27 protein-coding genes and 3 tRNA genes are annotated in these 25,023 nt (G+C 74.4%); 17 read left to right on the top strand and 13 right to left on the bottom strand.

The window, feature by feature from the left end:
* Positions 1–34 precede the first annotated feature (34 nt).
* From BLS67_RS17545 to BLS67_RS17525, 6 genes are all read left to right on the top strand, one after another.
* Positions 35–108: transfer RNA gene (locus BLS67_RS17545), tRNA-Ile, on the top strand.
* Positions 109–161: 53 nt separating this feature from the next.
* Positions 162–302, top strand: a complete 141-nt coding sequence (locus BLS67_RS23895) for a DLW-39 family protein (protein ID WP_165617642.1) — start codon at positions 162–164, stop codon at positions 300–302.
* Between the two features lie 29 nt (positions 303–331).
* A tRNA-Ala gene (locus tag BLS67_RS17540) sits at positions 332–404 on the top strand.
* A gap of 14 nt (positions 405–418) precedes the next feature.
* Positions 419–952, top strand: a complete 534-nt coding sequence (locus BLS67_RS17535) for a DUF2020 domain-containing protein (protein ID WP_165617641.1) — start codon at positions 419–421, stop codon at positions 950–952.
* A 34-nt stretch (positions 953–986) separates the two neighbouring features.
* Positions 987–1,520, top strand: coding sequence for a peptidylprolyl isomerase (locus tag BLS67_RS17530; RefSeq protein WP_091247703.1), 534 nt, complete (start codon positions 987–989; stop codon positions 1,518–1,520).
* 125 nt (positions 1,521–1,645) lie between these two features.
* A complete protein-coding gene (locus BLS67_RS17525) occupies positions 1,646–2,389 on the top strand; it encodes a rhomboid family intramembrane serine protease (RefSeq protein WP_091247556.1) in 744 nt (247 codons plus the stop codon).
* Here the strand turns inward: BLS67_RS17525 and BLS67_RS17520 are convergent.
* Positions 2,386–2,814, bottom strand: coding sequence for a PH domain-containing protein (locus BLS67_RS17520; protein ID WP_091247554.1), 429 nt, complete (start codon positions 2,812–2,814; stop codon positions 2,386–2,388). The two genes, BLS67_RS17525 and BLS67_RS17520, sit on opposite strands and share 4 nt — an antisense overlap.
* A gap of 489 nt (positions 2,815–3,303) precedes the next feature.
* Between BLS67_RS17520 and BLS67_RS17515 the strand changes: the two genes are divergently transcribed.
* Both BLS67_RS17515 and BLS67_RS17510 read left to right on the top strand, forming a co-directional pair.
* On the top strand, positions 3,304–4,239 hold the full coding sequence (locus tag BLS67_RS17515; protein ID WP_242654162.1) for an NAD(P)H-binding protein: 936 nt from the start codon (positions 3,304–3,306) through the stop codon (positions 4,237–4,239).
* Entirely contained in the window at positions 4,236–5,018 is a 783-nt protein-coding gene (locus BLS67_RS17510; RefSeq protein ID WP_242654161.1) for a CPBP family intramembrane glutamic endopeptidase, read from the top strand. The genes BLS67_RS17515 and BLS67_RS17510 overlap by 4 nt, the downstream gene beginning before the upstream one ends.
* 6 nt (positions 5,019–5,024) lie before the next feature.
* On the opposite strand, the gene crgA is transcribed toward BLS67_RS17510, so the two are convergent.
* On the bottom strand, positions 5,025–5,297 hold the full coding sequence (gene crgA, locus BLS67_RS17505; RefSeq protein WP_091247548.1) for a cell division protein CrgA: 273 nt from the start codon (positions 5,295–5,297) through the stop codon (positions 5,025–5,027).
* A 183-nt stretch (positions 5,298–5,480) separates the two neighbouring features.
* On the opposite strand from crgA, the gene BLS67_RS17500 reads away from it, so the two are divergent.
* From BLS67_RS17500 to BLS67_RS17485, 4 genes are read left to right on the top strand one after another with little or no spacing between them, the layout of a single operon-like run.
* On the top strand, positions 5,481–6,230 hold the full coding sequence (locus BLS67_RS17500) for a DUF881 domain-containing protein (protein WP_242654160.1): 750 nt from the start codon (positions 5,481–5,483) through the stop codon (positions 6,228–6,230).
* A gap of 26 nt (positions 6,231–6,256) precedes the next feature.
* Positions 6,257–7,234 (top strand): class E sortase, encoded by a 978-nt coding sequence (locus BLS67_RS17495; RefSeq protein ID WP_091247546.1) that lies wholly within the window; start codon positions 6,257–6,259, stop codon positions 7,232–7,234.
* Complete coding sequence (locus tag BLS67_RS23890) at positions 7,234–7,392, top strand: hypothetical protein (protein WP_091247544.1); 159 nt, start codon at positions 7,234–7,236, stop codon at positions 7,390–7,392. Before BLS67_RS17495 ends, BLS67_RS23890 begins: the two co-directional genes overlap by 1 nt.
* Positions 7,389–8,060 (top strand): aminodeoxychorismate/anthranilate synthase component II, encoded by a 672-nt coding sequence (locus BLS67_RS17485; RefSeq protein WP_242654159.1) that lies wholly within the window; start codon positions 7,389–7,391, stop codon positions 8,058–8,060. Before BLS67_RS23890 ends, BLS67_RS17485 begins: the two co-directional genes overlap by 4 nt.
* A gap of 27 nt (positions 8,061–8,087) precedes the next feature.
* On the opposite strand, the gene pknB is transcribed toward BLS67_RS17485, so the two are convergent.
* The 7 genes from pknB to BLS67_RS17450 all read right to left on the bottom strand — a co-directional run bounded on the left by pknB (position 8,088) and on the right by BLS67_RS17450 (position 17,002).
* Entirely contained in the window at positions 8,088–9,869 is a 1,782-nt protein-coding gene (gene pknB, locus BLS67_RS17480; RefSeq protein WP_091247540.1) for a Stk1 family PASTA domain-containing Ser/Thr kinase, read from the bottom strand.
* A gap of 91 nt (positions 9,870–9,960) precedes the next feature.
* Entirely contained in the window at positions 9,961–11,373 is a 1,413-nt protein-coding gene (locus BLS67_RS17475; RefSeq protein WP_091247538.1) for a serine/threonine-protein kinase, read from the bottom strand.
* A 2-nt stretch (positions 11,374–11,375) separates the two neighbouring features.
* Positions 11,376–12,827, bottom strand: coding sequence for a peptidoglycan D,D-transpeptidase FtsI family protein (locus tag BLS67_RS17470; RefSeq protein WP_091247536.1), 1,452 nt, complete (start codon positions 12,825–12,827; stop codon positions 11,376–11,378).
* Positions 12,824–14,266, bottom strand: coding sequence for an FtsW/RodA/SpoVE family cell cycle protein (locus BLS67_RS17465; protein WP_091247533.1), 1,443 nt, complete (start codon positions 14,264–14,266; stop codon positions 12,824–12,826). Before BLS67_RS17465 ends, BLS67_RS17470 begins: the two co-directional genes overlap by 4 nt.
* Positions 14,266–15,675, bottom strand: a complete 1,410-nt coding sequence (locus BLS67_RS17460) for a PP2C family protein-serine/threonine phosphatase (protein ID WP_091247531.1) — start codon at positions 15,673–15,675, stop codon at positions 14,266–14,268. Before BLS67_RS17460 ends, BLS67_RS17465 begins: the two co-directional genes overlap by 1 nt.
* A complete protein-coding gene (locus BLS67_RS17455) occupies positions 15,672–16,133 on the bottom strand; it encodes an FHA domain-containing protein FhaB/FipA (RefSeq protein ID WP_091247530.1) in 462 nt (153 codons plus the stop codon). Before BLS67_RS17455 ends, BLS67_RS17460 begins: the two co-directional genes overlap by 4 nt.
* Positions 16,130–17,002, bottom strand: a complete 873-nt coding sequence (locus BLS67_RS17450; RefSeq protein WP_091247528.1) for an FhaA domain-containing protein — start codon at positions 17,000–17,002, stop codon at positions 16,130–16,132. Before BLS67_RS17450 ends, BLS67_RS17455 begins: the two co-directional genes overlap by 4 nt.
* A 139-nt stretch (positions 17,003–17,141) precedes the next feature.
* Here BLS67_RS17450 and BLS67_RS17445 point away from each other — a divergent pair.
* A tRNA-Leu gene (locus tag BLS67_RS17445) sits at positions 17,142–17,224 on the top strand.
* Positions 17,225–17,291: 67 nt separating this feature from the next.
* Here the strand turns inward: BLS67_RS17445 and BLS67_RS17440 are convergent.
* Positions 17,292–17,705, bottom strand: a complete 414-nt coding sequence (locus BLS67_RS17440) for a DUF1707 SHOCT-like domain-containing protein (RefSeq protein WP_091247526.1) — start codon at positions 17,703–17,705, stop codon at positions 17,292–17,294.
* 87 nt (positions 17,706–17,792) lie between these two features.
* Positions 17,793–18,176, bottom strand: coding sequence for a DUF2510 domain-containing protein (locus BLS67_RS17435; RefSeq protein WP_091247524.1), 384 nt, complete (start codon positions 18,174–18,176; stop codon positions 17,793–17,795).
* Positions 18,177–18,314: 138 nt separating this feature from the next.
* Here BLS67_RS17435 and BLS67_RS24175 point away from each other — a divergent pair, with 138 nt between their 5' ends.
* The 3 genes from BLS67_RS24175 to BLS67_RS17415 are packed head-to-tail and all read left to right on the top strand — an operon-like array spanning position 18,315 to position 21,116.
* The gene (locus BLS67_RS24175; protein ID WP_207500701.1) at positions 18,315–20,168 is read left to right on the top strand and encodes an aldose epimerase family protein; all 1,854 of its coding nucleotides are present in this window, start codon (positions 18,315–18,317) and stop codon (positions 20,166–20,168) included.
* A 22-nt stretch (positions 20,169–20,190) separates the two neighbouring features.
* Entirely contained in the window at positions 20,191–20,895 is a 705-nt protein-coding gene (locus BLS67_RS17420) for an MOSC domain-containing protein (protein WP_091247522.1), read from the top strand.
* Between the two features lie 5 nt (positions 20,896–20,900).
* Complete coding sequence (locus BLS67_RS17415; RefSeq protein ID WP_091247520.1) at positions 20,901–21,116, top strand: RNA-binding S4 domain-containing protein; 216 nt, start codon at positions 20,901–20,903, stop codon at positions 21,114–21,116.
* 99 nt (positions 21,117–21,215) lie between these two features.
* Here the strand turns inward: BLS67_RS17415 and BLS67_RS17410 are convergent, their stop codons facing one another.
* Entirely contained in the window at positions 21,216–22,061 is an 846-nt protein-coding gene (locus BLS67_RS17410; RefSeq protein ID WP_091247518.1) for an Fpg/Nei family DNA glycosylase, read from the bottom strand.
* Positions 22,062–22,104: 43 nt separating this feature from the next.
* On the opposite strand from BLS67_RS17410, the gene BLS67_RS17405 reads away from it, so the two are divergent.
* Positions 22,105–23,490, top strand: coding sequence for an RNB domain-containing ribonuclease (locus BLS67_RS17405; RefSeq protein WP_091247516.1), 1,386 nt, complete (start codon positions 22,105–22,107; stop codon positions 23,488–23,490).
* On the opposite strand, the gene BLS67_RS17400 is transcribed toward BLS67_RS17405, so the two are convergent.
* A complete protein-coding gene (locus tag BLS67_RS17400; protein WP_242654158.1) occupies positions 23,487–24,929 on the bottom strand; it encodes an FAD-binding oxidoreductase in 1,443 nt (480 codons plus the stop codon). The two genes, BLS67_RS17405 and BLS67_RS17400, sit on opposite strands and share 4 nt — an antisense overlap.
* Between the last annotated feature and the right edge of the window lie 94 nt (positions 24,930–25,023).

Below are 25,023 nucleotides of genomic sequence, written 5' to 3'. Positions count from 1 at the left end.
CGCGCGGGGTCCAGGTATGGTTTCCGAGGTTCGCGGGCCTGTAGCTCAGACGGTTAGAGCGCATCCCTGATAAGGATGAGGCCGGAGGTTCAAGTCCTCCCAGGCCCACCGTGCACTGCCCAGCTCCACCCACGCACGTCGTCCGGCGAGGAGGCACCCCCGTGCTGAAGAAGGTCGCCGCGGTGGCACTGGCCGCCGGGGCCGTGCTGGCCGTCCGCAAGCGGACGGCGGCCAAGGGCGACCAGGACCTCTGGGCCGAGGCCACCAGCGGCCCCGACGCCGTCCGCACCACCCAGCGCTAGAACCCGTGGCGGTGCCCGCACCGCCCCTCGGGGACGTAGCTCAATTGGTAGAGCACCGCCTTTGCAAGGCGGGGGTCAGGGGTTCGATTCCCCTCGTCTCCACAGTGTCCCGACGGTTGCTGCTCCCCGCGCTCGGCGTGCTGCTGGCCGCGTGCAGCTCGCCCACCCCGCCCGTCGATCCCCCCGCCTCGACGACGGCGGCCACCACGACCAGCGCGCCGGCCCCCACCACGACGGCAGCCCCGACCACGGCCGAGCCGGTCACCACCGAGCAGGACTGCCCCTACCTGGCCACCGCGCAGGTCGAGGACGTCGTCGGCCAGAAGACCCCCACGGTCACCACCACCGGGGTGCCCGGGGGGCCACCGCCGGGCTGCACGTTCGCCAAGCCGGACGGCGAACCGGCGCTCACCGTCGAGATCACCCAGGCCGCCGACCCGATCGCCGCCCGCACCGCCGCCGTCGAGCGCGTGGCCGGCATCGGGGGGACGGCGGTCGACGACATCGCCGACGGCGGGGGGATCGCGGTCGGCACCGACCAGACGGTGCTGGCCGTCGCCGACGGCACCCTGGTCGTGGTGGTCACGGTGAACCAGGAGTCCAGCCTGCAGGCGCGGGAGATCGCGCAGGCCGTCGTCGGGGCCGTCTGAGCAGCGCATCGCCGCAGGTGGGACGATGGAGCGCGTGACCGAATCGACTCCTGCGCGGCGCGCAGTCCTGCACACCAACCACGGCGACATCACCGTGGACCTGTTCCCGGACCACGCCCCCAAGACCGTCGCCAACTTCGCCGAGCTCGCCGAGGGCAGCCGCGAGTGGGTGGACCCCCGCACCCGGGCCAAGACCACCGACAAGCTCTACGACGGCACGATCTTCCACCGGGTCATCGACGGCTTCATGATCCAGGGCGGCGACCCGCTCGGTCAGGGCACCGGCGGCCCCGGCTACCGGTTCGGCGACGAGTTCCACCCCGACCTGCAGTTCTCCAAGCCCTACCTGCTGGCCATGGCCAACGCCGGCCCGGGCACCAACGGCTCGCAGTTCTTCATCACCACGACCAACACCCCGCACCTGAACAACAAGCACACGATCTTCGGCGAGGTCGCCGACGACGAGTCCCGCAAGGTCGTCGACACCATCGGCAAGGTCCCGACCGCGCGCGGCGACAAGCCCCTCGAGGACGTCGTGATCACCTCGGTCGAGGTGCAGCGCAGCTGAGCACCACCGACGGACCCGGGGGTGCGGGTCAGCCCGCGCCCCCGGCCACCACCTGCTACCGGCACCCCGACCGGCCCACCCGCATCTCCTGCGTCCGCTGCGGTCGGCCGATCTGCCCGGAGTGCATGAACCCCGCCTCGGTCGGCTTCCAGTGCCCCGAGGAGCTCGCCGAGGCCCGGCGCACCGTCCGGGCGCCCAAGCGCTCCACCGGTGTGCGGGTCGCCGGCCGGCGGTGGGGCCCGGTCACCCTCGTGCTGGTCGCGCTCAACGTCGCCGTCGGCATCGCCACGGCGGTCGCCGCCCTGCTCTCCGGCGGCAACCCGATCAGCTCGTTCAACTCCCCGCTGACCGGCCAGCTGCTCACCGCCCCGGTGCTGATCGACCAGGGCGAGTGGTGGCGGGTGCTGACCAGCGCCTTCACCCACGCCAGCATCGTGCACCTCGCGCTGAACATGCTGGCCCTGCTGCTGTTCGGCTCCGAGCTCGAACGGCTGCTGGGCAAGGGTCGCTACCTCACCGTCTACCTGGTCGCCGCCCTCGGCGGCGCTGCCTCGCTCCAGCTGTTCGGCAGCTACCTGGGCGGCGTCGTCGGTGCCTCGGGCGCCATCTACGGCCTGCTCGGCGCGTTCGGCGTCGTCCTGGTCAAGCAGAAGCAGGACCTCCGAGGTCTGCTCACGCTGCTGGCCATCAACCTGGTGATCAGCTTCCTGCCCGGTGTCTCGCTGCTGGGCCACCTCGGCGGTCTGGTGGCCGGTGCGGTCACCGCCGCCGTCCTGCTGTGGGCCGGCCGCCGCCGTGCCCTGGCCGTCGCCGGGGTCGCCGTGGTCGTCGCCGTGCTCCTCGTGCTGACCTTCGGCGGTCTGCGCTAGCCCGGTCTGCGCCGGCCCGGTCCCGGCTGGCCGGGACGGTGGCCCAGGACCTCGGCGCCCACCTGCGCCGGGTCGGCGCCGAGGTCCCGGCGGCCGAGCACCACCAGCACGGTGTCGTCGGCGGTGTCCTCGAGCTCGAGGGTGGTGGTGCGCAGCCCGAGCCGCCGCGCGGTGCGGACCCGGGACAGCAGGCGGTCGCGGGGGATGACCGTGGTGCCGGTCAGGGATCGGACGACGACCTGCCCCTCGTCCGCCCGCAGCCGCGGTCGCAGGACCAGGTCCCGGACGACGACCCCGAGCAGCAGCAGGGCGGCGGCGCCGACGAGCACCCGCCCGAGCTGGTCGACCAGGAGTGCCCCGGCCCCCAGGAGGACCGCCACGGCGCCGGCCGCGAGCGTCTCGGCGCGTCGGGTGGACCACTGCACGGGGCCAGCCTCCCAGGCGGTCCCTCCACAGCGCGCACCCGGTTGTCCACAGGGCGGGGTGCCGACCCCGGGACGCGCCGTCCGACCTGGACGTTCGTCGTCCTCACCATGCGTGATCACGCTCCGGACACGCCCGGTGACCGACCCCCGGACGGGGTGGTCACGGTCCTGGAGTCGATTCGTCCACACCTGTGTGCACAGGTGGGGACAGAAGAACAGGGATGTAGTTACGCGGGTGGACCTGCTGCCCCATCCGTCACACGGAGGACAACGGTGCAGGTCGGAGGCGGGTGCGCGGCTCGGCTCCCTCCACACGCGGTGGACAAACCTGGGGGTGGTCGGTCATCGGCGTTGTGGATCAGGTCGTCGGCCTGTGCACACGTCGGGACCGCGGACGTGGTCGACATCTCGACACCGACCGGACCGGTTCGTCGCACTCGGACTGCGGTGCCGGCCGGCAACCGCGACGCTGGACGTGTGCAGGTTCTGGTGACTGGAGCGTCCGGGTTCGTGGGTGGTCGGCTGGCGCCGGCCCTGGTCGAGGAGGGGCACCGGGTGCGGGCGATGACCCGGCGTCCGGAGAAGTACCGCGGCGCCGGGGAGGCGGTCGCCGGCGACGTCTCCGACGAGGCGTCGCTGCGGAGTGCGCTGGAGGGCTGCGACGCCGCCTACTACCTGGTGCACAGCCTGGGCGACGCCGACTTCGTGCAGGAGGACGCCGCGGCTGCCCGGTCGTTCGGTCGCGCCGCCGCCGACGCCGGGGTGCGCCGGATCATCTACCTGGGCGGGCTGGGCGAGGACGCCGACGACCTCTCCGACCACCTGCGCAGCCGCCGCGAGGTCGAGCAGCTGCTGGGCGAGGGCGGGGTGCCGGTGACCGTGCTGCGCGCCGGCATCGTCGTGGGCCACGGCGGGGTGTCCTGGGAGCTGACCCGGCAGCTGGTCGCCCACCTGCCGGCCATGATCACCCCGCGCTGGGTGCACACCCGGACCCAGCCGATCGCCGTCGCCGACGTCGTCCGGTACCTGGTGGGTGTGCTGGAGGCCCCCGAGGCCGAGGGGCGGGTGTTCGAGGTCGGCGGCCCCGACGTCCTGGAGTACCTGGAGATGATGACCCGGGTGGCCGAGATCCAGGGCCGCCACATGTTCGTCGTCCCCGTGCCGTTCCTGACCCCGCAGCTGTCGGCCCGCTGGCTGTCCCTGGTGACCGACGTCGACCTGCAGACCGGCAAGTCGCTGATCGACTCGATGACCAACGAGGTGGTCGTGAAGGACGACAGCATCCGGCAGGTGGTCCCGTTCGAGCCGATGGGCTACGACCAGGCGGTGCTCACCGCGCTGGGCGAACGTGCCGCCGAGCGCCGGGAGGCCGCCGGCGACAGCCCCCGGCACGGCGGTCTGCTGGCCCGGGGCGCGCGCTCGTGAGCCGACGGCGGGCCAGCGGGCCGCTGGACCGCACCGTGGCGGCCCTGGCCCGCCACGCACCGCCCTGGCTGATCGACCCGGTACCCCGCGACCACCGCGAGTCCGACCAGGCCTTCCGGCGCCGCAGGCGGGTCACCGCCGGGGTCTCGGTGCTCGGGGCCGGGCTGCTGGGGGTCTCGCTGTCCCAGAAGCCGGACTCCAAGGAGTTCTACGGCCTGACGATGGCCGTCGCCGGCACGTGGGTCGCCGGCGGCATCGCCTCGGGTCCGCTCCACCTGGGGTGGATGCGGTCCTCGAAGGAGGTGCTGCACCGACCGGTGATCACACCGGTCGTCACCGGGGTCGGCATCTTCGGGGTGTTCTACAGCGCTGCTCTGGTGGCCCGCCGGATCCCGGTCCTCAACGCCGCGGTCACCCGGGTGCTGCGCTACGCCCACCAGGGCAACCCGGCGCTGGTCGCCACCACCACGCTGGCCAACGGCATGGCCGAGGAGGTCTTCTTCCGGGGGGCGCTCTACGCCGCGGCCGGCACGACCCACCCGGTCGCGAAGTCCACCGCGGTCTACGCGCTGGCCACGACGGCGACCCGCAACCCGGCGCTGGTCCTGGCCTCGGTGGTGATGGGCGCCCTGTTCGGGTGGCAGCGCAGGATCACCGGGGGGATCCAGGCGCCGGTGCTGACCCACCTCGTCTGGTCGACGCTCATGCTGCGCTTCCTGCCCGCGCTGTTCGACGACCAGCCCTCGATCGAGGCCGAGCGGCCCCAGCTGGACGACTGAGGGCGCTCAGCGCCAGCGCATGCTCATGACCAGCCCGGCGACCATGGCGCCGAAGCCGATCGCGAAGTTCCACGCCGACAGCGAGACCATGAACGGGATCTTGTCGCCGGCCACGTAGTAGACGACGATCCAGATCAGCCCGACCAGCATCAGCGCGATCATCAGGGGGGCGTACCAGCGGGGGCTGGGCTGCGCGGCGCGCGCCCGGGTGGCGCTGGAGGGCAGCACCCCCTCCGGCGGGGTGTACACCGACTTCTTGCGCACCTTGGACTTGGGCACCGCGAGGACTCCTCGAGCTCGATGAGCGCCGGCTCGCCGCCCCCGACCTGCGGTCGGACCCGGCTGACCGGACGGGGGAACGGCCGTCGTGGCCGGTCCGGATCGCCCCCAGCCTAAGCTGCGGGGGACGTGACGTGGGCCGACGGCCCGCACCGCGCGCCGTCGTCGTCCCCGGGAGGTCCCGTGCGCAGAGCCAGGGCACGCCGCCGGCGGACCGCGTGGGACGCCCTGGTCCCGGTGGTCGCGCTCGCGGCCGGGATGCTGTTCGCCACGTCCGGGCAGACCGCACGGGGCACGGATCTGCGGGCCGGCGACGTCACCGAGCTGTCGCAGCTGATCCGGCAGCTCACCGCCGACAACGACGCGCAGGAGGCCCAGCTCGGCCAGCTGCAGGACCGCTCCGAGGCCCTCACCGCGGCCGAGGCCGGTCGCAACGGGGCCGTGGCCGCGGCGGCGGCCGCCGGTGCGGCCGAGGAGGCCTCCGCCGGGTTCACCGCCGTCAGCGGGGCCGGGCTCGAGGTCACCCTGGACGACGCCCCGGAGACCGACAGCGGCACGCTGCCCCGCGGGGCCAACGTCGACGACCTGGTCATCCACCAGTCCGACGTGCAGGGCGTGGTCAACGCGCTGTGGGCCGCGGGAGCCGACGGCGTGGCCATCATGGGCCAGCGGTTGATCGCCACCAGCGCCGTCCGCTGCGTGGGCAACGTGCTGCTGCTCCAGGGCCGCACCTACTCCCCGCCCTTCGTGGTCACGGCCGTCGGCGACGCCGACGCGATGCGCGACCGGTTGGGCGAGTCCCGCGAGGTGGCGGCGCTGCAGCAGGCGGTGGACCGGTTCGGTCTCACCTACCGCGTGCAGGACTCCTCCCAGGTCGACCTGCCCGCCTACGATGGCGCGCTGGACCTGCAGTACGCCTCGGCCGCCGGCTGAGACCTGCTGCCGGGCGGGGAGGGACCATGGACGACGAGGACGCCGGGCGCCCCCGGCGCGGCCGGCACGCCCCCGAGGAACCGGCCGACCCCCAGCTGCCCCAGCCGGTCGGGGCCGACGCCACCGTCCGGCAGGCCCGGGTGCCCGATGTCCCCCGGGAGCCGCTGGCCGCCCCGGCGCACGACGAGCCCGTGGACCCGGACGACCAGGGCGACCCCGGCACCACCGACGACCCCGGCACCACCGACGACGCCGCCCCCCGCCGCACCCGCACCCGCGGTGACCTGGTCCGCACCGGGGTGCGCGGGGTCGGTCAGCTGCTGGTCACCGCCGGTCTCGTCGTCCTGCTGTTCGTGGTCTACGAGGTCTGGATCACCGACCTGACCAGCGACCGCAAGCAGGACGCCCTGTCGCAGGACCTGCGGGCGGACTGGGACACCGGGTCCGACGACCCCACCGTGCCCACGCTCCCCGGCGGCGGCATCTCCGAGGTGCCCCTGGGCGAGGGGTTCGCCTTCATCCGGATCCCGCGGTTCGGTCCCGACTACGTCAAGGTGATCCTCGAGGGCACCGACGAGCAGGAGCTGGTCGAGGGCCCGGGCCACTACGTCGACTCCGCGATGCCCGGCGAGCAGGGCAACTTCGCCCTCGCCGGCCACCGGGTGGGCAAGGGCTCGCCCTTCCTCGACCTGGACCAGCTGCAGTCCGGCGACCCGATCGTCATCGAGACCGAGGACACCTGGTACGTCTACCGGGTGCTGGCCGAGGACGACCCCAGCGGCATCCCGGCCCAGCAGATCGTGCTGCCCACCGACGTGTCGGTCATCGCCCCGACCCCGAACGGGGCCCTCGACGGCCCGGCCAGCGGGGCGTACCTGACGCTGACCACCTGCCACCCGAAGTTCTCCGCCCGCGAGCGGCTCATCGTGCACGCGGTGCTGGACGGCGACCCGATCCCGAAGGCCGACGCCCCCGACGGGCCGCCGGCGCTGAGCGAGGGCTGATGTACACCTGGATCTGGCGGCACCTCCCCGGCGGGACGGCGGTGAAGAGCGTGCAGGCGCTGGTGCTCGTGCTGGCCGTGTGCGCCCTGCTGCTGTTCGTCGTCTTCCCGTGGGTCGAGCCGAAGCTGCCCTTCAACGACGTGACGGTGGACCGGTGAGCGAGCGAACCATGGGCACGGACGCGCGGGTGCTGGTCGTCGACAACTTCGACAGCTTCGTCTACAACCTGGTCCAGTACCTGGGCCAGCTCGGCGTCCCCAGCGTGGTCCGCCGCAACGACGCGGTGACCGTCGACGAGCTCGGCGATCTGGATGTCGCGGGCGTGCTGCTCTCGCCGGGCCCCGGGACCCCGACCGACGCCGGGGTGACCGTGCCGATGGTGCGGGCCGCCGCCGAGGCGGGCGTCCCCGTCCTGGGGGTCTGCCTGGGCCACCAGGCGATCGCCGAGGCCTTCGGGGGGGACGTCGTCCGGGCGCCCGAGCTGCTGCACGGCAAGACCAGCCAGGTGGTGCACGACGGGGTCGGGGTGCTGGCCGACCTGCCCTCCCCGTTCACCGCGACCCGCTACCACTCGCTGGCCGTCGAGGCCTCGACCATGCCGGCCGAGCTCGAGGTCACCGGTCGCACACCGTCGGGGATCGTCATGGCCCTGCGGCACCGCGAGCTGCCGATCGAGGGGGTGCAGTTCCACCCCGAGTCGGTGCTCACCGAGGGCGGTCACCAGCTGCTGGCCACCTGGCTGGGCCGGTGCGGCCTGGCCCCCGACCCGGCCCTGGTCGAGTCCGCCTCGGCCGCCGCGAAGCGCCTGCTCACCGCGGTCGGCTGAGCGGTCGGGGGCCGGCCCCCCGACCGCTCAGTTGTTGGGGATGCTCGGGATCGGGACACCCGTGCCGGTGGTGGGTGTCGCGGTGGTGGTGGGCGCCGACGTCGCCGTGGTCTGGGTCGGGACCGGGACGGCGATGAGGACCACGATCTGCTCGTCGGCGGTGGCCAGCTGGCCAGCGGCGGGCTCGGTGCCGATGGCCTGGCCCTGGGCGACCTCGTTGCTCTCGGCGTTCTGCTGGGTGACGACGGCGAAGCCGGCGGCCTGCAGGGTGGCCCGCGCCTGGTCGAAGGTCTGACCGCGCACGTCGGGGATCGGCGCGCTGCCGGTCGAGATGCTGAGCGTGATGACCTGGGTCTCGGGGTTGGCCTGGGTGCCCTCGCCGGGGTCGACGGCGACCACCTGGCCGGCCGGCTCGGTGGAGGCGACCTGGTTGGTGTTGATCCGCTCGAAGCCCTGGTTGTTCAGGTTGGAGCGCGCCGCGGCCTCGCTGAGGCCCACGACGTTGGGGATGGCCACGGTGTCCGGTCCGGCGCTGACCACGAGGTTCACCGCGGTTCCCTCGTCGACGCTCTGGCCGGCGGCGGGGTCGCTGCTGATGACCGAGCCCTCGGCGACGGTGGGGCTGGCCTGGGGGGTGACCGTGCCCAGCTCGAGGCCCTGCTGGGTGAGCGCCGCCTCGGCGGCCGCCTGCGTCTGGTTCACCAGGTTCGGCACCTGCACGGTGGCCGTGGTGGGGGCGGCGGGGGTGTCCGTGCCGCCGCCGCCGCTGTTGAGCACCACGAGCAGGGTGATCAGCCCCGCGAGCACGACCACGCCGGCCACGACCAGGGCGATGATGCCGCGCCTGCGCCGCTTGGCGGCGGCCTCGTCGTCGGCGTCCCAGTGGTCGTCCTGACCCGGGTAACCGCCGCCGGCGCCGAGGTAGGAGGTGCGCTCGGCGTCGCCCATGACCGGGGTGGCCTCGACCCGCTGGCCGGCGACCGCGCGCAGCAGGTCGCTGCGCATCTCGGCGGCGGACTGGTAGCGGTTGGCCGGGTTCTTGCTCATCGCCTTGAGCAGGATGGCGTCGAGCTCGGCCGGGACGTCGGGGTTGATCGAGGACGGCGTGCGGGGGTCCTCGCGCACGTGCTGGTAGGCCACCGCCACGGGGGAGTCGCCGGTGAACGGCGGGGCACCGGTGACGAGCTCGTAGAGCAGGCAGCCGGCCGAGTAGACGTCGGAGCGGGCGTCGACGCCCTCGCCGCGGGCCTGCTCGGGCGAGAGGTACTGCGCGGTGCCGATGACCGCGGCGGTGGAGGTCATGGTGGCCGCGGAGTCGGAGACCGCCCGGGCGATGCCGAAGTCCATCACCTTCACGGTGCCCTGCGGGGTGATCATGACGTTGCCGGGCTTCACGTCGCGGTGCACGATGCCGTTGCGGTGGCTGAAGTCCAGCGCGGCGCAGATGTCGGCGGTGAGGGACATGGCGCGGTCGGACTCGATGCGGCCCTCGCGGCGCAGCACGTCGCGCAGCGTCTCGCCCTCGATGTACTCCATGACGATGTACGGGGTGGCGCCGGTGGTGGTGCGGTCCTCGCCGGTGTCGTAGACCGCCACGATCGCCGGGTGGTTCAGCGACGCCGAGGCCTGCGCCTCGCGGCGGAAGCGGACCTGGAAGGACGGGTCGCGGGCGAGGTCCGAGCGCAGCACCTTGACGGCGACCTCGCGGCCCAGCCGGAGGTCGCGGCCGCGGTGCACCTCGGCCATCCCGCCGCGGCCGAGGACACCACCGATCTCGTAGCGCTCACCGAGCACCTGCGGGGTGGTCATCGACGGTCCTCTCGGGCGGCGGCCGGGGTCCCCGGGCCACCAGGCAGCGTAGGCGATCCGGTCGGGCGGACCGGGGACGTGCTGGGGGTGGTCACGGAGGGGTCTCCCCGCCGGCGGGTGGAGGTTCGGTGGTCGTCGTGGCCGCCGTCGTGGTGGGGGCCGAGGACGTCGAGGACGACGTCGTCGTGGTCCGGGTCGTCGTGGGTGCCTGCGTGGTGGTCGCCGGGGGCGGAGCCTGCGTGGTCTCCTCCGGCTCCGTCGTCTGCTCCTGCGACTCCTCGGTGGTCTGCTCCGCCGAGCTCTCCTGCGTCGTGGTGGCCGCACTCGTGGTCGGGGGCGCGGAGGTGGTGGTGGCCGGGGTCGTCGTCGTCCCCGGGGAGCCCTCGTCGTCGCCACCGCCCAGCAGGGTGAAGGCGAGCACGGCGCCGAGCACCAGCAGCACGACGGCCGCGGCCGCCACCCACGGCCACGGCGACCGGCGCCGCGGCTCGTCGTCGTCCCAGCTGTCGACCTGGTCGTCGACCGGGGGGCCCTGCAGCGGGGGCATGGCGCGCGGAGCGGTCGCCGGCCCGGTGGTCGCGGCGGCGGCGCCCGCGGCGCCGATCATCTGCGTGCTGCCACCGCCCACGGCGGGGATGAAGGCGGTGGTGGCCGCCGTCTCGGGGCCCGGCCCGCCGGCAGCCACCCGGCGCGCGGCCTCGGCGAAGGCGCCGCCGTCGGCGAACCGGGCGGCGGGGTCCTTGGCCAGCGCCTTCTCGACCAGCGCCCGCACCGGCGCGGGGACGGCGGCCGGCAGCGGGGGCGGGGGCCGGTTGATCTGGGCCAGCGCGATGGCCACCTGCGAGTCGCCGTCGAACGGGCGGTTGCCGGCCAGGCACTCGTAGCCGAGCACCCCGAGGGAGTAGACGTCGGAGGCGGCGGTGACCTGGAAGCCCTGCGCCTGCTCGGGGGACAGGTACTGGGCGGTGCCCACCACCATGCCGGTGCGGGTCAGCGGGGCGGCGTCGCGGGCCCAGGCGATGCCGAAGTCGGTCAGCTTCACGACGCCGTCGGGCCGGACCATGAGGTTGCCCGGCTTGATGTCGCGGTGCACCACACCGGCCCGGTGGGCGGCGGACAGGCCCTCGCCGGCCTGGGCCAGGACGTCGAGGGTGCGCTCGGGGGACAGGGTGATCTCGCGGTCGAGGATCGCGACCAGCGGCTCGCCCTCCACGTACTCCATGACCAGGAAGGCCAGCGTGCGGCCGTCGTCGTCCTGGATCTCGCCGTAGTCGTAGACCGAGGCGATGTTGGCGTGGGTCAGCCCGGCGGTGTGCCGGGCCTCGTTGCGGAAGCGCTCGAGGAAGTTGCGGTCGCCGGTGTACTCGCTCTTGAGCACCTTGGCCGCGACCGTGCGGCCCAGGGTGCGGTCGGTGGCCTGCCAGACCTCACCCATGCCGCCGGTGGCGATGGGGGCGGTGATCTCGTACCGCCCGGCCAGGATGCTGCCGATGTGCAGTGCCATGGCTAGTTGCCCCCGTGAGCGGCCAGGTACGCGGACATGACCTGCTGGGCGACCGGTGCCGACAGGTCGCCGCCGGTGCCCTGACCGCCCTCGACGAAGACGGCCACGGCGATCTGCGGGTCGCCGTCGGGGCCGGCGAAGCCGACGAACCACTGGTTGTCGTCGCCGTCGGTGGTGGTCTGGGCGGTGCCGGTCTTGCCGCCCACGGTGTAGCCGTCGATCTGCGCGCGGCGGCCGGAGCCGTTCTCGACCACGCTGACCATCATCTCCTGCAGCTGCTCGGCGACGTCGGCCGAGACGGGCTGGCTGCGGACCTCGGGCGTGGTCTGGTCGACCACGCTGAGGTCGGGTGCCTGCAGCTGGTCGACCAGGTACGGGGTCATCAGCTCGCCGTCGTTGGCGATGGCGGCGGCGATCATCGCGCCCTGCAGCGGGGTGATCTGCACGTTCTGCTGGCCGATGGACGCGTTGGCCAGCTGGGCGTTGCCGTCGACGTCGCCCACGGTGCTCTCGACGACCGGCAGCGGCATGGTGAAGCCGCCCTCGTCGATGCCGAACGCCTCGGCCGCCTCGCGGACCCGGTCCTCGCCCAGCTCCACGCCCAGGCCGGCGAACGCCGTGTTGCAGGAGATCGTCAGCGCCTGGATCAGGGACTGCTCACCGCTGGGGTCGCACACCTCGTTGCCGAAGTTGGGGATGGCCCGGCTGCTGTCCGAGGGGGTGTAGTACTGCGGCGCGGGGACGACGGTGTCGGGGGTGTAGCCGTCCTCGAGGGCCGCGGCCGACACGATCAGCTTGAAGACCGAGCCGGGGGAGTAGCGCTCGGAGACCGTGGTGTTCACCCGGGGGTCGGGGTCCATCGCGCTCAGGGAGTCCGAGTACGCGCGGATCGCGGCGGGGTCGTGGCTGGACAGCTGGCCGGGGTCGTAGGTCGGGCTGCTGACCATGGCCAGCACCGCACCGGTCTCGGGGTCCAGCGCGACGACCGCGCCCCGGACGCCGCCGAGGGCGTCGAAGGCGGCCTGCTGGGTGGCGGCGTCGAGGGTCAGCTCGACGTTGCCGCCGGAGGGGTCGCGACCGGTGAACAGGTCGGCGATCCGGCGGAAGGCGAGCCGGTCGTCGGAACCGGAGAGGATCTCGTCCTCGGCGTCCTCGATCCCGCTGTTGCCGTAGACCAGGGAGTAGTAGCCGGTGACCGTCGAGTACAGGTCGGGCTGCGGGTACTGGCGGAGGTAGGTCAACGTGTCGTCGGTGGCCACGGACTGGGCCACGGGGTTGCCGTCGACCACGATCTGCCCGCGCTCGCGGTCGTACTCCTCGGCCAGGATCCGGGTGTTGGACGGGTCCGAGCGCAGCTCCGAGGAGCGCACCACCTGGATGTAGTTGGCGTTGAGGATCAGCAGGGTGAACAGCACCAGCACGCTGATCGCGACCTTGCGCAGCGGTGCGTTCACGGCCGCACCACCTCGGTGAGCGCCTCGCCCAGCTTGGGGGCCGGGGGCGCCGGCGGGGCGGCCGGGCGCCGGGCGGCGTCGCTGATGCGCACCAGCAGCGCGACCAGGCCGAAGTTCGCCACCAGCGACGACCCGCCGTAGGCCACGAAGGGGGTGGTGAGCCCGGTCAGCGGCAGCAGTCCGGTCACACCGCCGAGCACGACGAACACCTGCCAGGCGATGCCGAACGCCAGGCCGGCGGCCAGCAGCTTGCCGAACCCGTCGCGCACGACGAGGGAGGTGCGCAGCCCGCGCTCGACGAGCACCAGGTACAGCACGACGACGGCGACCAGCCCGAACAGCCCGAGCTCCTCGCCGATCGCGGCGGCGATGAAGTCGCTCTTGGCCACCGGCACCTGGTCGGGGCGCCCGCCGCCGAGGCCGGCGCCGAACAGGCCACCGGTGCCCAGGCCGAACAGCGACTGCACGACCTGGTAGCCACCGCCGTCCGGGTAGTAGGCGAACGGGTCCAGCCAGGTGTCCACGCGCAGCCGCACGTGCCCGAACAGCCGGTAGGCCAGGGTCGCGCCGGCGGAGAACAGCAGCACGCCGATGACCAGCCAGGACACCCGCTCGGTGGCCACGTAGAGCATCACCACGAAGATGCCGAACAGCAGCAGCGAGCTGCCCAGGTCGCGCTCGAAGACCAGCACCAGGATCGAGACGCCCCAGGCGACCAGCACCGGGCCCAGGTCGCGGGCGCGCGGGACCTCGAGGCCGAGCACGCGACGGCTGGCCAGCGCGAGCACGTCGCGCTTGTCGACCAGGTAGGCGGCGAAGAAGATGACCAGGCAGATCTTGGCGAACTCACCGGGCTGGATCGAGAACCCGGCCACCCGGATCCAGATCTTGGCGCCGTTGACCTCGGACAGCGCCGAGGGCAGCACCGCCGGGACGGCCAGCAGCACCAGGCCGACCAGCCCGATCGTGTAGGCCAGCCGGGCGAGCGCGCGGTGGTCGCGCACCACCAGCAGCACGCCCACGAACACCACGAGCCCGACGGTGGCCCACAGCAGCTGGGTGGGGGCGTCCTCCCGGCTGGAGACGGACTCGCCCAGGGCGTTCGTGGCGATGTCCAGACGGTGGATCATCGACAGGCCGAGACCGGTGAGCACCGCGATGCAGGGCAGCAGCAACGGGTCCGCGTAGGGCGCGACCTTGCGGACCACGAGGTGGGCGGCCACCCAGATGCCGGAGAACCACAGCCCGAAGGTGGCGATCTCGGGGCTGGGGGAGCCGGTGATGGTGATGTCGACGATCGTCTGCGCGGCCAGCGTGATGAGCACCGCGAAGCCGAGCATCACCAGCTCGGTGCCGCGGCGCTTGGGTGGGGTGGTGACGCCCGGGGCGGCGTTCTTCGGGTCGGTGCCCGGGCCGACGGCCGGTACGGGGGCGGCCATCAGCCTGCCTCCCGGCAGTCCACTCCCGGCTCCTGCGTCCGGCTCGACGTCGTCGTCTGCGTGGTCGTGGCCGGGGCGGTGCTCGTCGGGTCGGTGCCGCTGGGGGTGCCCGTGGCGCCCGGGTCGACGGTGGTCGGTGCGCCCGTCGTCGACCCCGTGGCCGACGCCGTGGCCGACGCCGAGCCGGAGGTCGGGGTGGACTCCGGGGTGCGGCAGAGCGGCAGCCGCTGCTCGAGCAGGTTGGCCAGGATCCGGTCGGCGTCCTCGCGGTCGCTGGCGTCGATCCCGGAACCGACCCGGCTGCGCGCGGCCAGGGTGAGGTCGGTCCAGGCCAGGTCGGTGGCGGTGTCCAGGCGGTAGAGGTCGATGCCGGCCAGCGAGGCGTTGATGCCGCGGTAGACGCCGACGTCGCCCTCGTCGACCGAGCGGACGAACCAGTGGTTGCCGACGAAGGCGTAGAAGCCGACCGCTGCGGCGCCGAGGACCACCACGACGCCCAGCGCGACCAGCACGGTGCGCAGCGGTCGGCGCCGCTTCACCGGCGGGCTCGCGGTGGTCACCGACGCCGTGGGGGTGGCCGGCCTCGGGTCGGCCAGCGCGGCCCGGCCGGCGGCGGAGCGGGGGTCGACCTCGCGCTGCCCGCGGTTGTCCCCCGCGGCGCCGTCGACGACCGGGTCGATGCGGGAGCTGCCGTCGTCGTCGACGACGTCGGCCACGATGCAGGTGATGTTGTCCGGGCCGCCGCTGCGCAGCGCCAGCTCGATCAGCCGGTCGGCGGTGGCCTGCGGGTCGGGGTCGCGCAGCGCCTCGGCCATCGTCTCGTGGCTGACCACGCCGGACAGGCCGTCGGAGCACAGCAGGTACCGGTCACCGGCGCGCGCCTCGCGCATGGAGAGGTCGGGGTCGACCTCCTGGCCGTTGAGGGCACGCAGCAGCAGCGAGCGCTGCGGGTGGCTGTTGGCCTCGTCCTCGGTGATCCGGCCGTCGTCGATCAGGGTCTGCACGAACGTGTCGTCGTGGGTGATCTGCGAGAGCTGGCCGTCGCGGACCAGGTAGGCCCGGGAGTCGCCGACGTGGCACAGGGCCAGCCGGCCGCCGGCGAACAGCACCGCGGTCAGCGTGGTGCCCATGCCCTCGAGCTCGGGGGACTCGCGGATGACCTCGCGCAGGTGCTCGCTGCCGTCGAAGACCGCGTTGCGCAGGGAGGACAGCATGTCGCCGGTGGGGGCGTCGTCGTCCAGGTGCTCCAGCGCCGCGATGACCACCTTGCTGGCGACGTCGCCGGCGGCGTGGCCGCCCATGCCGTCGGCGACGGCGAGCAACCGCGGGCCGGCGTAGACGGAGTCCTGGTTGCTGCCGCGGATCAGGCCGCGGTCCGAGCGGGCGGCGTACCGCAGCACCAACGTCATGAGCGGAGCTCCAGCACTGTCTGTCCGATCCGGATCGGTTGGCCCTGGGCCACCAGCAGCGGGCCCTGCACGCGCTGCTGGTCCAGGTAGGTGCCGTTGGTGGAGCCGAGGTCCTCGACGTACCACTGGCCACCGCGGTTGGTGAGCCGGGCGTGCCGCGAGGAGGCGAAGTCGTCGGTGAGGACGAGGGTGGAGTCGTCGGCGCGGCCGATCAGGATGGCCTGCTCGCCGAGGGTGATGCGGGTGCCCGACAGCGGGCCGGCGGTCACGAAGAGGTTCTTCGGCCCGCGGGCGCCCTTCTTCTTGCCCGCCTGCGCGCGCGGGGGCACCGAGGCCACCCGCCCGGCGCGCCCGCCCAGCAGGTCGGCCCGGACCACCCGGAACGCCGCGAAGATGAACAGCCAGAGCAGCAGCAGGAACCCGAACCGGAAGACCTGCAGCACGATCTCGGCGGTCATGCGCCGTCCTGCCGGTAGACCAGCACGGAGTGGCCGATGCGGATGACGTCGCCGTCGCTGAGCGGCTGGCGGCCGACGCGGCGGCCGTTGACCAGGGTGCCGTTGGTCGAGCCGAGGTCCTGGACGGCGGCCACGGGACCCTCGAGGACGACGTCGACGTGCTTGCGGCTGACCCCGGTGTCGGGGAGCCGGATGTCGGCCTCGGTGCCGCGCCCGATGACGTTGCTGCCGGGGCCCAGGACGTGCCGGGTGCCGGGACCGTCGACGACGAGCACGTGGCTCACGCCGGGGCGCTGGCCGGAGCGGCCGACCACCGACGGGCCGGCCGGCCCACGGCCCTGGATGGAGGGCAGCGGGGGCAGCGGCGGGCGCCCGGCCACGGGCGGGACCGGCGGCGGGACGGCGGGGGCGCCGGTGTTGTGCCCCGGGACCGGGCCGCCCCAGTCGTCGTCCAGGCCGGCGGACAACCGGGCGCGGCGCTCGGGTCGGGCCGCACCGGGGTCGGCGACGTGCGAGGCGACCTCGAACACACCGGTGTGCAGCTCGTCGTCCCGCTCGAGGCGGACCTGGATGTCGCCGAAGGTCTGGAAGCCCTCGTCGGCCACGTGCTCGGCGACCATGTCGGCCAGCTCGGCAGCCAGCTGCTCGGACCACTCGGAGAGGTTCTCGTAGTCGGTGGGGCCCAGGCGGACGTCGTAGACGTTGGGGACCAGCACCCGGCCCTCGCCCATGACCTTGCGCTGCTCCGTGGCCTCGCGCTGCAGGGCCTTGGCGATCTCGGCCGGGTGCACCTTGCCCTTGAAGACCCGGGCGAACGCCAGGCCGACCATGCCCTCGAGGCGACGCTCGAAGCGCTGCAGCACACCCACAGTCGCTCCCTACGCTCGGTTGACCTCCCGCTGACTGAGGGCCGATCGTAACCGTGACCAGGCGTCGAGGACGCCCGGTGAGCCCGCGACGCCCCGGCGGAAACCCTCGGGAGCCGACTGCTAGTGTTCTCCCTCGCCAGGGCAAGTGGCGGAATGGCAGACGCGCACGGTTCAGGTCCGTGTGTCCGAAAGGACGTGGGGGTTCAACTCCCCCCTTGCCCACAGTGCAGACGAGAGGCCCCACCCGGATCCGGGTGGGGCCTCTCGTCGTTGCTGGCGGTCCGGCTGGTCAGCGGCGGGCGAGCGCTCCGCGGGTGCCGAGGGTGCGGGCCAGCAGGACGGCGCCCCAGGGCCCGACGACCCAGACCGGCCACGGGTAGCCGAAGCCGCCGGCCAGCGACGACATCAGGTAGACCGCCCACACGACCAGCGCGACCGTCGCGTACCCGCGCCAGGCGTTCCGCAGGTCACCGCCCCCGCAGCTGCCGTAGGTCGGCCCGCCGGCCGGCGCGGCCGCCGCCCGGGGCACCGGCAGGTCGGCGGTGAGGACGGCGAGGTCGGCGTGGGTGCGCGCCGCGTAGGCGGCGGCCAGGCGCTCGTCGTACTCCTCGACGGTCAGCCGACCGTCCTTCATCGCGGTGCCGAGGACCTCGGCGACGGTGGCGCGGTCTGAGTCTGCGGCTCGCAACGTGGTCTCGGGCATGACCCGAGTCTTCGCCGGGGAGGGCGCCCGGCACCACTGACGTCTGTCACCGATCCACCCCTCGACCCGTCACGGGCCGGGGTCGCGTCAGAACCGCCAGAGCCCGGCGAACCCGGCGATGGCCAGCAGCACGCTGGCGATCGCGATGACCACCGCACCGCCGGCCAGCGGCTCCTCGGCCTGCACCGCCCGGGCAGCCATCAGGGCGGGGAGGACGCCGAGCACCGCGATGTGCACGGTCAGCGCCAGCCCGAGGTAGACGGCGGCGAAGAGCACCACGAGCAGGCTGTACCGGTGGCGCCGCCAGCCGGTCGGCGCCGGGGCGGTGGTCGTCGAGCTCCACGGGGCGGGGGCCGGGGTCCAGGGTGCGGGTGGGGGAGCGGCGTGCTCGGTCCAGGCGCCGCCGTCCCACCAGCGGGTGCCACCGGTGCCGTGGGGGTCGGGGTACCAGCCGGCGGCCGGTGCGGTCATGGTTCCTCCTGGACGGCGTGCTGCGACGCCGGCACCGTAGGCGCGATCGTCGCCGTGACGGACCGGTGATCGCCGGATTGGCAGCGAACCCACAGCCGAGCGGTCGCCCGGCGTCCGCGCCCGTGGTGAGGTGACCCCGTGCCGATCGACCCGCACTTCGTGCCGTTCCTGCAGCGCCTCGCCGAGCTCGGCGCCACCCCCCTGGTCAGCGGGGACGCCGCCGTCGACCGGCAGCGCTACCGCGCCCTGTCCCTGGCCCGCAGGGGCGAGGGGTACCGGCCCGAGCCGGTCGCCGACGTCGAGGACCGCACCATCGCCGGTCCCGGCGGTGACCTGGGCGTGCGCATCTACCGGTCGGGGCTGGGCCGGGTCGGCGGGCAGACCCGGCCGGTCGTGGTCTGGCTGCACGGCGGGGGCTGGGCGGTCGGCGACCTCGACACCCACGACCCGGTCTGCCGGGCCGTGGCCAACCGGCTGGGCGCCACGGTGCTGGCGGTCGACTACCGGCTGGCCCCCGAGCACCCGCATCCCGCACCGCTGGAGGACTGCCTCGCCGCGGTCCGGTGGGCCGCGCACCGGTGGCCGACCGCCCCGCTGGTGGTGGCCGGGGACAGCGCGGGCGCCGGGCTCGCCGCCGGGGTGGCCCTGCGCTGCCGGGACGAGGACGGGCCGGTGCTGGCCGCGCAGCTGCTGGCCTACCCCGGCCTGGACCCGGCCATGACCATGCCCTCGGTCGAGGAGAACGGCACCGGCCTGTTCCTGGAGCGGTCGGACATGCGGCAGTTCTGGGACTGGTACCTGCCCGACGGGGCCGACGCGTCCGTCGCGCCGCTGGGCACCGACTTCACCGGGTTGCCCCCGGCCGTGGTGGCCACCGCGGAGTTCGACCCGCTGCGCGACGAGGGCGACACCTACGCCGTCGAGCTGGCCGCCGCGGGGGTGCACGTCGTCCACCTGCCCGGACCGGGCCTGGTGCACGGCTACTTCGGGCTGACCGAGATCGCACCGGCCGCCGCCGTCCGCCGGGCCGAGGTGCTCGACGTCCTCGCCGACCTGCTGGGCACCCCCGGGGTGGGCCCGGACGAGGAGGCCTGGCCGACCACGGAGCCGCTGGGGGCCTGGCTCGAGCGGGGCGCCGCCCGGGTGGCGGTCGACCTGCGCGGCGGTGGGCTGCGCCGGCTCGCGGTGGGCGACTGGGACGTCCTGGACGGCTACCCCACGGGCGTGGTGCCGAAGGGCCGCCGGGGCGGCCTGCTGCTGCCGTGGCCCAACCGGCTGCGCGACGGGCGCTGGTCCTGGGCCGGCGCCGACCTGCAGCTCGACGTCACCGCCGAGGGCTCCGCGATGCACGGACTGCTCTCCTGGCAGCCGTTCTCGGTGCTGGCCCGCACCCAGGACACCGTCACCGTCGGCACCGTGCTCGAACCGCGCTCGGGCTACCCGTTCCGGCTCGCCGTCGCGCTGGACTACCGGCTGGACCCCGGCCGGCTCACCGTCACCGTGCGGGTGCGCAACGCCGGCACGCACGACGCCCCGTTCGGCGTCGGCATGCACCCCTACCTGCACGTCGGCTCTGACGAGGACGGCGACGTCGGCGCCGCCGACCTCGACGTCCCGGCCAGCACGTCGCTGGACCTGGACGGCGGGCTGCCCACCGGTGGCCGGCGTCCCTTCGACGGCGCCGTCGGCACGATCGGCGACCGTGCGCTGGACGACGCGCTCACCGACCTCACCCGGGACGACGACGGGTGGGCGCGGGTGCGGCTGCGCGGCCCGGCCGGCGCGCTGGAGCTGGCGGTCGACCGGAGCTGGCCCTGGCTGCAGGTCTACACCGGCGACACCCTGCCCGCGGGCCAGCGCCGGCGGAGCCTGGCGGTGGAGCCGATGACCTGCCCGCCCAACGCCCTGGCCGACGGCGCCGACCTGGTCGTGCTGGCTCCCGAGCAGACCTGGTCGGGCAGCTGGACGCTGTCCTGGACCCCCGCCGGCTGACCGGCCGCGCCACACTGGGGGCATGCGGGTCCTCGAGCTCTGGCGCTACCCGGTCAAGTCGCTGCAGGGCGAGCGGTGCGCCGCCGTCGACGTGGGCCCCGAGGGGTTCGACGGCGATCGCGGCTGGGCGCTGTTCGACACCGGCACCGGTTTCGGGCTGACCGCCCGCCGGGTCCCCGACCTGCTCTTCGCCGCCGCCCGGGCGACCGGGGGTCGACCCGAGGTGGTGCTGCCCGACGGCACGGTCACCGACGACGACGCCGTCCTGTCGGCGTGGGTCGGCCGGGCGGTGGAGCTGCGGCCGGCGTCCTTCACCGGCCCGCGCACCTACGAGAACCCGGCCGACGTCGACACCGAGTCGCGCTGGAACCCGTTCTCCGGGGCCGACGGAGCCTTCCACGACAACGCCACCGCCCGCATCACCCTGCTGTCGACCGGCTCCACCGGCACCTGGTCACCGCGGCGGTTCCGGGCCAACGTCGTGCTGGACGGATCGGGCGAGGACGACCTGGTCGGCCGGCAGGTCCAGCTGGGCACGGCGGTGCTGGAGGTCGGCGAGCCGGTGCCGCGCTGCGTGATGACCACCCGCCCGCAACCGGGCGGGATCGGTCGGGACACCGGCGTGCTGAAGACCATCCACCGCGAGCACGACGGCACCCTCTCGGTGGGTGCGATGCCCGCCACGGGTGGCCGGATCGCGGTGGGCGACGAGCTGGTGGTGGACTGATCCCCGTGCAGACCGTCGACCTCCGTCCGGGCGAGGACGTCATCCGCCTCGGTCAGCTGCTCAAGCTCGTCGACGCCGTGCCCACCGGCGCGCAGGTCAAGGATGTCCTGACCAGCGGCGACATCACCGTGAACGGTGAGCCCGAGGAGCGTCGCGGCCGCCAGCTGCGCGCCGGCGACGTCGTGACCGTCGAGGGCCTGGGCGACTTCCGCATCGCCTGACCACGCCCCCCACCTGTTGATCATCGGCAGCTGCAGGTGGGACGCGCCGGCCGCCCGGGCGTCCGGCCTGCACCAGACGATGATCAACTCGCCGGGCCTCTAGCCCGGCTGGCACACGGGGCACCACCAGACCTTGCGGGTGCCCATCTCGGCGACCCGGATCTCCGTGCCGCAGCGCAGGCAGGGCTCGCCGTCGCGGCGGAAGACGTAGAAGGCGTCGTCCCGGCTGACGTGGCCGTCGGTCTCCGGCCGGTCGGCGGGGTCGGTGGTGATCTCCTTGCCGCCGCGCTCGACGGCCGCCTGCATCACCCGGCGCATCTCCGACCACATGGTCGTGAACTCGTCCTCGGTGACGTCGACCCCGGGTCGGTGCGGGTCGACGCCGGCCAGGTAGGGCACCTCCGCCCGCCAGATGAGCCCGGCGCCGGCGGTCACCGCCTGGTCCAGCAGCAGCCCGCCGATCGGCTTCTTCGACTTCTGCACCTTCGCCCAGGCCAGCGCGGGGTCGGCGTCGTCGCGCAGCGGGTCGGGGCCGAGCTTGGCCACGGCGCGGTCCAGGCCCTCCTCGTCGACCAGCGTGCAGGTGATCGCGCCGCGCAGCTCGGCGCTGCGCGCGGCGTCCCCGCGCCCCACCCGGAGCCGCAGCCGCACGTTGCTGGAGTCGGCCTTCACCACCGGGCGGCCGGACAGCTGCTGGTGGTCGGCGTCCCACCAGGTCCAGCCACCGATCAGGCCCAGGTGCACGTGCAGGTACTGCGGGGAGTCGCCGGAGAACCGCAGGAAGAGGTTCTTGCCCCACGCCTCGGTGCCGCGCAGGGTGCGGCCGTCCAGGGCCGCGGCCCCGTCGGCGAACCGGCCCTGCGGGCTGTCGGTGTGCACCACGTGGCCGCTCATCGCCTCGTCGAACCGGCGCGCGTCCACGTGGATCATGTGTCCTTCGGGCATGCGCCCTGTGTACCGCGCACGTTCCACGTGGAACCGTGGCGGGGTGGCTCGCGTGCTGAAGGTCTCCGGTCCGCTCGACTTCGCCGCGATCCGGGCGGAGTTCGACGTCCCCGAGGCGTTCCCGCCCGACGTGCTCGCCGAGGCCGACCGCGTGGCCGCCGCACCTCCGCTGCCCGACCACGACGCCACCGACCTGCCGCTGGTCACCGTCGACCCGCCCGGTGCCCGCGACCTGGACCAGGCGATGCACCTGGCCCGCACCGCGACCGGCTACCGGGTGAGCTACGCCATCGCCGACGTCGGCGCGTTCGTCCCGCTGGGCAGCGCGGTCGACGCCGAGGCCCGCCGCCGCGGCCAGACGGTCTACTGCCCCGACGGCCGCACCCCGCTGCACCCGCCGCAGCTGAGCGAGGGCGCGGCCAGCCTGCTGCCCGACCAGCTCCGCCCGGCGGCCCTGTGGACCATCGACCTCGACGCGCAGGGCGAGGTGACCGCGGTCGACCTCCGCCGGGCCCGGGTGCGCAGCCGTGCGCAGCTGGACTACGCGTCCGTCGGCGAACGGCTGCCCGCCGAGCTCGAGCTGCTGCCCGAGATCGGCCGGCTGCTGCAGGCGCGGGCTCGCGACCGGGGGGCGATCGAGCTGGGCACGCCGTCCCAGGAGGTCGAGCCCGGCCCGGACGGCGGGTGGACCGTCGTCTTCCGCGGCCAGTCCGACGTCGAGGGCTGGAACGCGCAGATCTCGCTGCTGACCGGCCGGTGCGCCGCCCGGTTGATGCTCGACGGCGGGGTGGGCATCCTGCGCACCCTGCCCGCACCCGATCCCGGCGCGGTCGAGGCGCTGCGCCGGCTGGCCCCCGGGCTGGGGGTCGCGTGGCCCGAGGGGGCCGGCCCCGGCGAGGTGATCGCGACCCTGGACCCGGCGACGCCCCGGCACGCCGCCTTCCTCGACGCGGCCACGTCGCTGCTGCGGGGTGCCGGCTACACCGCCGTCGACGGCGAGCTCCCGGCCGAGCCCGGCCACGGCGGGGTCGGCGGTCCGTACGCGCACGTGACCGCGCCGCTGCGCCGGCTGGTCGACCGGTTCGGCACCGAGGTGTGCCTGGCGCTGGCCGCGGGGCAGCAGCCCTCGGCCGAGCTGCGGGCGGCGCTGCCCGAGCTGCCCGCGCTGATGGCCGCCTCCGACCGGCGCACCCACGCGGTGGAGCGGGCGGTGGTCGACCTGGTCGAGGCCACGCTGCTGGCCGGCCGCGTGGGCGAGGTGTTCGAGGCCGTCGTCCTCGACGCCGAGGAGAAGCGGTCCACCGTCGTCCTCACCGAGCTGGCCGTGCAGGCCCGGTGCGACGGCCGGCTGACGCCGGGGGACGTCGTCCGGGTGCGGCTGACCCAGGCCGGCCCGGCCACCCGCACCGTCCGCTTCGAGCCGGCCTAGACGACCTTGCCGGGGTTGAGGATCCCGGCCGGGTCCAGCGCCTGCTTGACCGCGCGCTGCATGGCCATCACGGCCGGTCCGACCTCGTCGGCCAGCCCCGGGCGCTTCAGCAGCCCGACGCCGTGCTCGCCGGTGACCGTGCCGCCGGCGGCGAGCGCGGCGACGATGATCTCGTCGAAGGCCAGCTGGGCGCGGGCCCGGGCCGGCTCGTCGCCGGGCGGCGTGATGATCAGCGGGTGCAGGTTGCCGTCGCCGGCGTGCGCGATGTTGGCGATCAGCACGTCGTGCTCGGCGGCGATCTCCTCGATCCGGCCCAGCACCGCGGGCACCGCGGCGATCGGCACGCAGACGTCCTCGGTGAGCACCGGGCCCAGCCGCTCGAGCGCCGGGTAGGCCAGCCGACGGGCGGCGAACAGCGCGTCGGCCTCCTCCTGGTCGGTCGAGCGGGCCGCCCAGGTGGCGCCGGCGGACTCGAAGCACGCCAGCAGCGCGTCGGCCTCGGCCTCCCCGGCGGCGCCGGGGGTGTCCGTGCGACCCAGCAGCACGACCTGCGCCTCGGTGGACAGGCCCATGTTCTTCCAGGCGTCGACGGCGGCCAGGCAGTGCCGGTCCACCAGCTCCAGCGCGGACGGCGTGATGCCCGCCGCGCCCACCGCGCGGACGGCCTCGCCGGCGGCGACCACGGAGTCGAAGTAGCCGGCCACCGTGTGCTCGGGCAACCGGGCCGGGCGCAGCCGCAGGGTCACCTCGGTGACGACCCCGAGGGTGCCCTCCGACCCGACCATCAGCCCGGTGAGGTCGTAGCCGGCGACGCCCTTCGCCGTGCGGCGGCCCAGCCGCACGACCTCGCCGGTGCCGGTGACGACCTCCATGCCCAGCACGAAGTCGCGGGTGACGCCGTACTTCACGCAGCACAGCCCGCCGGCGTTGGTGGCCACGTTGCCGCCGATGGTCGACCAGGGCGAGCTCGCCGGGTCCGGCGGGTACCAGAGGCCGAAGCCGGCGACGTGCGCCCGCAGGTCGTCGTTGACCACGCCGGGCTGGACCACGCACAGCCGCTCGACCGGGTCGACCTCCAGCACCGCGGTCATCTGCTCGGTGCTGAGCACCACGCAGCCCTCGACGGCGTTCGCCCCGCCCGAGAGCCCGGTGCCCGCCCCGCGGGTGACCAGCGGGACGCCGTGCCGCAGGCAGGCCAGCACGACGGCCCGGACGTCGGCGGTCGAGCGCGCCCGGACGACGGCCAGCGGCGTCCCGTACGGCGCCCACTCGGCCTCGTCGTGCCGGTAGGACGCGGCGATCTGCGGGTCGTCGACGAGCTGGCCGTCGGGCAGGGCCGCGCGCAGCTCGTCGACCAGGGTCGTGCTGGCCGTCGTGCTGGCCGTCGTGCTGGCCGTCGTGGTGGCCGTCGCCGGGGTCGTCGCCGTGGTCGTCGTCACCCCTCGAGTGGACACCCGTGCGCCCCGGCCCGCACACGGAGGGGGTCACCGGGCCCGGGCGGCGGGGGTGGAGAACCCCTCCACCCGGGGCCAC

The organism is Klenkia soli (genome assembly GCF_900103975.1).
Classification (GTDB): domain Bacteria; phylum Actinomycetota; class Actinomycetes; order Mycobacteriales; family Geodermatophilaceae; genus Klenkia; species Klenkia soli.
The sequence above is the reverse complement of the archived record's forward strand: the minus strand, read 5'-3'. Positions and strand labels throughout refer to the sequence as shown.

Excerpts from the sequence above, each read along its gene's own strand:
- BLS67_RS17525 (WP_091247556.1), top strand. The coding sequence starts at position 1,646 with ATGAACCCCGCCTCGGTCGGCTTCCAGTGCCCCGAGGAGCTCGCCGAG.
- BLS67_RS17460 (WP_091247531.1), bottom strand. The coding sequence starts at position 15,675 with ATGACGTTGGTGCTGCGGTACGCCGCCCGCTCGGACCGCGGCCTGATC.
- BLS67_RS17435 (WP_091247524.1), bottom strand. The coding sequence starts at position 18,176 with ATGACCGCACCGGCCGCCGGCTGGTACCCCGACCCCCACGGCACCGGT.
- BLS67_RS17455 (WP_091247530.1), bottom strand. The coding sequence starts at position 16,133 with ATGACCGCCGAGATCGTGCTGCAGGTCTTCCGGTTCGGGTTCCTGCTG.
- BLS67_RS17495 (WP_091247546.1), top strand. The coding sequence starts at position 6,257 with ATGGACGACGAGGACGCCGGGCGCCCCCGGCGCGGCCGGCACGCCCCC.
- BLS67_RS17440 (WP_091247526.1), bottom strand. The coding sequence starts at position 17,705 with ATGCCCGAGACCACGTTGCGAGCCGCAGACTCAGACCGCGCCACCGTC.
- BLS67_RS17410 (WP_091247518.1), bottom strand. The coding sequence starts at position 22,061 with ATGCCCGAAGGACACATGATCCACGTGGACGCGCGCCGGTTCGACGAG.
- BLS67_RS23890 (WP_091247544.1), top strand. The coding sequence starts at position 7,234 with ATGTACACCTGGATCTGGCGGCACCTCCCCGGCGGGACGGCGGTGAAG.
- pknB (WP_091247540.1), bottom strand. The coding sequence starts at position 9,869 with ATGACCACCCCGCAGGTGCTCGGTGAGCGCTACGAGATCGGTGGTGTC.
- BLS67_RS17420 (WP_091247522.1), top strand. The coding sequence starts at position 20,191 with ATGCGGGTCCTCGAGCTCTGGCGCTACCCGGTCAAGTCGCTGCAGGGC.
- BLS67_RS17475 (WP_091247538.1), bottom strand. The coding sequence starts at position 11,373 with ATGGCACTGCACATCGGCAGCATCCTGGCCGGGCGGTACGAGATCACC.
- BLS67_RS17465 (WP_091247533.1), bottom strand. The coding sequence starts at position 14,266 with ATGGCCGCCCCCGTACCGGCCGTCGGCCCGGGCACCGACCCGAAGAAC.